Raw genomic sequence first — 6,125 nt, 5'->3', positions numbered from 1 at the left:
GGCTGGATGAAGTAATTGGTATCGCGCTTGCAGAATTTGATGGCATCATTGCCGTGCTCCCCGATCATCCGACTCCGCTTCGCGTAAAGACGCACACCTCTGATCCGGTTCCCTTTGCGGTCCTTGGAAAAGGGCAGGATGAGTGCGGGAGCTATTCGGAACGGGAAGCTGAAAAGGGCTCATACGGGCTGATCAGGGGGCCGGAACTCCTGCCTCTTCTCTTTTCACAATAGGTGGCATCAGATCCCTGCGTCATCATCCGGGATGTCAGCGGGGGTAACTCTCATCATCTGCCACTTTTCTATGTGCGTTTGGATGGGATGGTTCTTCCGCAAACCATATTCCTCCGTGAGGGGATAGTGATTGTATGGGTACACACAGGCAGATGACGATCGGCATCACGATCAACCTGGATAATTACGAGAATATCAGGTTTGATGTGGCCGGTGAGGTGGAGTCGGACGAGGATGCCACAGAACTCATCGCATTTCTGGATGGTGTGCTCTCCGGTATCGGGCGTGATGATGAGGTGACGAGAGAGCGCGTCGATCATTATCGGAGCCGGGTCTTTGGCTCTCGTCTCCGGGATGAGCCTCCATCAGAGGAGCTTGTGGTAGGTATAGCCTCCTGTCCGGTTCCCGGGGATGAATCATATAGTGAGGAGGAGCCGGATCGCGATCTCTCCGGGGTGGATACCCCTGACCCGCAACCCAGTTCACCTGATTATCCGCCTCTGGAAGAGCCGGACTCCGGGGAGAATCCGGAGATTGGGACGGCTTTGCCTCCTGAAGATAATGCCTCTCCTGTTGAACCGGAGTCCGTCCCGGAGGCTGCATCTCCTGTTGATCCTGTCCTGACACCAGCAGCAGAGGGTGCTGCTCCTCCTGCAAGCACAGCATCTCAGGCCGCCCAGCCGTTTGTCTGTGAAGCCTGCGGCGCGGAGGTGAATAAGGTTCAGCATGATGTAAGCCATCTCTTTATGAACAAGACCCTCTGTAAAGCGTGCATGAACCGGTCGTGACCGGGAGTTGGTGTAGTGACGAAGAAGCTGCTGATGTGGGATGAGACCCTTTTCCGGGATCTGACGGTCTTTGAGATCGATTTTGTTCCTGACGAGTTCCGTTTCCGGGAAGAGCAGCTTTCTGCTCTCTCATTTCAGATCCAGCCAGCGCTTCGAGGGGGCCGACCGCTCAACTCCCTCTGCCGCGGCCCTCCCGGGACCGGGAAGACGACATCGATCCGGAAACTCTTCGAGGAGATTGAGGAGAATACAAAAAAGATTGCCTGTGTCCATGTAAACTGCAAGATTGATAATACCCGGTATGCGATCCTTGCCAAGGTCTACAAGCGGCTTGCCGGCCACCAGCCGCAGCCGACCGGGACCAGCTTCAAACAGGTCTATGATGCGGTCTGTCGCCTTCTTCAGAAAGAGGATCTGACGCTGATTATCTGCCTGGATGATGCAAACTACCTGCTCTATGAAAATGAGATAAACAATGTCCTCTATCCTCTGCTCCGTGCACATGAGGAGTACGAGTCGGTTCGGGTGGGAGTGATTGTTGTCTTCTCGGATATGGATGTCGATTTCCAGAAAGTCTTTGAGATCCGAGTTGCCTCCGTCCTCAGGCCGACCGAGGTCTTCTTCTCTCCCTACTCTGCCTCGGAAGTAGAAGAGATTCTCAGGATGCGGGTGGGTCAGGGGTTTTATCCCGGTGTCCTGTCTGAGGAGATGCTTCAGCTTGTTGTTGATCAGACGATGCGGGGCGGGGATCTCCGTGTCGGGATCGATCTGTTGAAACGGGCCGGGCTCCTTGCAGAGCGGGATGCGCGCCGTTCTGTCTGCCGTGATGATATCTGCCGTGCCTATGAGGTCTCAGAACGGTTCCATCTCGTCTCCCTCATCCGGTCGCTCCGGGATGATGAAAAAGCCGTTCTCGGCGTGATCGCTTCAATGTCAGAGGGCGGGTTGGAGATGTCCGCCGGGGAGGTACATACCCGGGTGAAAGAGGAGATGGGAATTGGCTATACCCGGTATTATGAGATCGTTCAGAAACTCGATACGATCAGGCTGATCAATCTGGATTATAGAGCCGGTCGCGGCCGGACCCGGGAGATTGGCCTTCGGTTTGCACCTGAGATGGTGCTTGCAGAGCTTGCATAGGTTTCAGATAATTTGGCAACTCTTATCTATTCTCCCTCACTCATAATTGATGCCAGAGGGATTGTATGGTTAGTGTAAATGAACTTGGATTGGATCTTTTTGAAGAGCTTGTAGAAATCTCGGATCTCCTGAATGTCGCGTACCACGAACTGGATAATGGTTCACGGATCGTCGACTGCGGTGTTTCGGTTCCGGGCGGGTATGGTGCCGGAGAATACTTCACCCGTATCTGCATGGGCGGACTCGGCGAAGTCTCGTATCGTATGGGTGAGATCGGTTCCTTCCCCCAGCCCTTCATCGATATCAACACGGATTTCCCCGCGATCTCCTGTCTTGGTGCACAGAAGGCCGGCTGGACGATCAAATCCGGTAACTACTTCGCAATGGGGAGCGGCCCTGCCCGTGCTCTCTCACTGAAGCCGAAGCACACCTATGAAGTGATTGAGTACGAGGACGAGTTTGATGTCGCAGTCATCTGCCTTGAGTCGGACATCCTGCCAAATGGCGAAGTGATGGAGAAGATTGCAGAAGGCTGCAATGTCGAGGTTGAGAATGTCGCAGCGGTTGTTGCACCGACCTCCTCGATGGTTGGCTCGATCCAGGTTGCCGGCCGCTGTGTCGAGACCGCGGTCTACAAGCTGAATGAACTTGGCTTTGACACCAAGAAGATCATCTCTGGTTTTGGAACCGCTCCGATCCCGCCGGTACGCGGCCCGAAGCTTGCGATGGGTGTTACAAACGATGCCACCATCTACCACGGACGGATCTGCCTGACAATGAATGCGCCCGAGATCAAAGACTATCTCGAAAAGATCCCAAGCAACACATCAAAGGGATATGGCAAGCCATTCAACGAGATCTTCAAGGAAGCAAACTACGACTTCTACCAGATCGACACCTCGCTCTTCTCACCCGCAGAAGTAGTGATTAACGAGCTCTCCGAGGGTGTAGTCTATCACGTAGGCAAGGTCAACCCTGAAGTGACCCTGAAATCGTTTGGATTACTCTGAAATGGGTATCTGGTGAATCGGGAGGGAGTTCTCCTTTCTCCCCGGTTTATCACCTTGCAGTGCCTGAAGTATTCAGATCGCTCCTCAAACGACGTGTATCTGATCGGCAGGCTTTAATTCAAAAAAAGGCAATATATTCAGGAATCACAGGGCTTGTGGTCTAGCTGGTTATGACGTCGCCCTTACACGGCGAAGATCTCCGGTTCGAATCCGGACAGGCCCATCTATTTTGAGCCCCGTTTAACGTTTCGGGGATCGTGTAAGCTCCAATGAGTACGGTCGCATACTGAGTATTCGTTTTAAGCGCATTTATCGCATTATCGAAGAATCGGGAGGCGTTAAAACCTGCGTTCTTGATGAAGGCATAGTGATCAGGATCTATACTGAGGGTGATCTTTTTCCTCAATACCTCTTCTGTGTCCTTCTTTTTTTGTTTTGCCTTTGATTTCATTTTCTTTTCTCCAATATGTATGCATACATATACATACGTATAGTTTAGTACAGACTAACATTCTGATATGTCTGTAAATAAAACTCGGATGAGTCCTCAGGCTGATGATTCATCCTATAAGATCGTTGAGAACACGGCATACTCTCTCACAATCATCCAGAGTAACACCGGGGTGTACCGGGAGGCTGAGGACGCTCTGTGCGAGACTCCGGGCAACCGGGCATTCATATGATGTACCTGCAAAAACAGGCTGATCTGGAAGAGCAATCGGGTAATGAATTGCTGATCCGATACCCTGATTCTTTAGATGTATAATCAGTTCATCGCGTGAGAGTGGGCACTCCTCTCTCACCCGGATCACATACTGATGGTAGACATGCCTGACGCCGGGCATCACAGTAGGTGGAGTAATGCCGGGTGCCCTGATGTGGGTATCATAATACCGGGCATTTTCAATTCTTTTTGAGGTGTATGCATCCAGTTTTTCAAGTTGCACAAGACCAATTGCCGCAGCAATATCAGTCATTCTGTAGTTGTATCCAATGAGGGTGTGGAGATATTTCTCACTCTGCCCATGGTTTGTATACAGGCGTGCCCTCCGTGCAACCTCAGGATCACCTGTAGTGATCATCCCTCCCTCCCCGGCAGTCATGTTCTTTGTCGGGTAGAAAGAGAATGATCCAAATGTTCCAAAGCCACCAACCCGCCGTCCCCTGTACTCAGATCCATGAGCCTGGGCAGCGTCTTCGAAGAACATGAGTTTGTGGTCAGAACAGATCTCCTGAAGTGCATTAATGTCAAATGGCTGGCCGAATAGGTGAACCCCCATTACCGCTTTTGTTTTTGCGGTGATCAGCTCACGTACTGAGTTCGGATCGATACCATATGTCCTGGGATCAACGTCCGCAAAGACCGGTGTTGCTCCACACATTGCAACAGTGCTCGCGGTAGCAAAGAAGGTGAAGGCCGGGATAATTACCTCGTCACCGGGTCCTATACCGGCAGCGAGCATACCTGCGTGAAGTGAGGTGGTGCCGTTTGAGGTTGCAATTGCATATCGTGTACCACAATATCCGGCAAATGCCTCTTCAAATGCAGTCACCTTCGGACCAGATGCAAGCATGCCGGATCGAAGAACTTCTGTGACTGCGCTGATCTCTTCCTCTCCGATTTCAGGTTGTGCTATGGGGATCATCATACCACCGGATGGCTGTTCTTGTCTCCCCGGCCTATCCCTTTGTAGATGAAACCCGCATTGATGAAAGTATCGGGGTCAATGACATTTCGTCCATCGATGATCACCGGGTGATCCGCACCGGAGAGTGTTCTGGTGACGAGCGGATCAAGTCGTTTGTATTCCGAATGTCCGGTGAAGATGACGATTGCATCTGCATCGCGGAGAATTGCATTCAGATCGGATTCTATTGGAACACTCGCTTCATCAGCTGCAACAAACGGGTCATGTACCATCATCCTGGCACCACACCTCTCCATCTCTTCATAAAATGGTTCAGAGGGGGTATTTCGGGCATCGCCTGAATCATTAATGAACGCCCAGCCCAGAAGGGCAATATGTGCATCTGTTACATCTATCCCTGCCCGTTCGAGTGCATCCCGCGTCAATTGTGCCATATGGGAGGGCATGAAGTCGTTTATTGCACGGGCTACCCCGAAGATCGATTGCTGGCCGTGTGGATACCAGAGCTCTCCTCCGAGCATCTGTGCACCCCGTTCAAGATGCCAGGTGTCCTTGGTGAGGCAGTGGCCGCCGACCCCGGCACCGGGCCAGAGGATGGCGCGGGTGATGCCATCCCCTTTGAGCGAGTCAATGCCTGCACGGACATCATAGACATTGACGCCCATCGCCTCACAGTGGAGTGCGAGCTGGTTTGCAGCAGCAATCTGGAGGTCACGGAATGCATTCTCTGCGGTCTTTGTCACCTCAGCAGCAGTTGCCGTCATCGGGATAATTTTGCCGGTGGTCAGCACAGGTGTATAGAGTTCTATTGCGCGCCTGGTACTTGGATCATCGATCCCGCCGACAATCCGGTCATGCTCCCTGATATTTTTCAGGAGCCGGCCGACCATCACCCGCTCCGGTGCATGCGCGAGGGCAAAGTCCTTCCCGGCGACAAGCCCCGACTCCTCTTCGAGGATCTCCTTGGCCATCCCTGTGGTGGTGCCTGGGGTTATTGTTGACTCAAGGACAACAAGCGTTCCCTCGGTGAAGCATCTTCCTGTCTGTCTCAGCCCGTCCTGAAGCGGTCTGAAGTCAGGGATGAGATCTTTTGGATCGGCAAATGGCGTCTGTATAGCGAGGCATATCGCATCGCAGTTGGTGATCTTTGAAAAGTCTGCTGTACATTCAAACTTCCCTCCTGAGACGACTTTTTGGATCAGTTCCCCAAGCTCCGGCTCATCCTTATCGAGCGGTGACTCGCCACGGTTGATCATCCCGATTTTGTACCCTGAGCTTTTCGAATCACGCTGAAAGCCATAGATT

The 6,125-nt window shown here is 52.4% G+C and carries 5 protein-coding genes, 1 tRNA gene and 1 pseudogene; 5 read left to right on the top strand and 2 right to left on the bottom strand.

Features of this window, described 5'->3' with window-relative positions; all coding sequences use genetic code 11:
* From QCH34_RS04990 to QCH34_RS04970, 5 genes and pseudogenes are all read left to right on the top strand, one after another.
* Positions 1 to 233: pseudogene (locus QCH34_RS04990) on the top strand (phosphoglycerate mutase); the annotation flags it as partial.
* Between the two features lie 134 nt (positions 234 to 367).
* On the top strand, positions 368 to 1,021 hold the full coding sequence (locus QCH34_RS04985; RefSeq protein WP_300331081.1) for a hypothetical protein: 654 nt from the start codon (positions 368 to 370) through the stop codon (positions 1,019 to 1,021).
* Between the two features lie 15 nt (positions 1,022 to 1,036).
* Complete coding sequence (locus tag QCH34_RS04980; RefSeq protein WP_300331078.1) at positions 1,037 to 2,161, top strand: ORC1-type DNA replication protein; 1,125 nt, start codon at positions 1,037 to 1,039, stop codon at positions 2,159 to 2,161.
* Between the two features lie 65 nt (positions 2,162 to 2,226).
* Entirely contained in the window at positions 2,227 to 3,171 is a 945-nt protein-coding gene (mch, locus tag QCH34_RS04975) for a methenyltetrahydromethanopterin cyclohydrolase (protein WP_300331073.1), read from the top strand.
* Between the two features lie 149 nt (positions 3,172 to 3,320).
* A tRNA-Val gene (locus QCH34_RS04970) sits at positions 3,321 to 3,394 on the top strand.
* A 337-nt stretch (positions 3,395 to 3,731) separates the two neighbouring features.
* Here QCH34_RS04970 and QCH34_RS04965 read toward each other — a convergent pair.
* Both QCH34_RS04965 and QCH34_RS04960 read right to left on the bottom strand, forming a co-directional pair.
* Positions 3,732 to 4,820: a DegT/DnrJ/EryC1/StrS family aminotransferase gene (locus QCH34_RS04965; protein ID WP_300331069.1), complete on the bottom strand. Its 1,089-nt coding sequence runs from the start codon at positions 4,818 to 4,820 to the stop codon at positions 3,732 to 3,734.
* A partial coding sequence (locus tag QCH34_RS04960) for a nucleotide sugar dehydrogenase (RefSeq protein ID WP_300331066.1) occupies positions 4,817 to 6,125 on the bottom strand: 1,309 nt, incomplete at its 5' end. The genes QCH34_RS04965 and QCH34_RS04960, both read right to left, overlap by 4 nt.

The sequence above is a fragment of the Methanocalculus sp. genome (genome assembly GCF_029762515.1).
Classification (GTDB): Archaea; Halobacteriota; Methanomicrobia; order Methanomicrobiales; family Methanocorpusculaceae; genus Methanocalculus.
The sequence above is the reverse complement of the archived record's forward strand: the minus strand, read 5'-3'. Positions and strand labels throughout refer to the sequence as shown.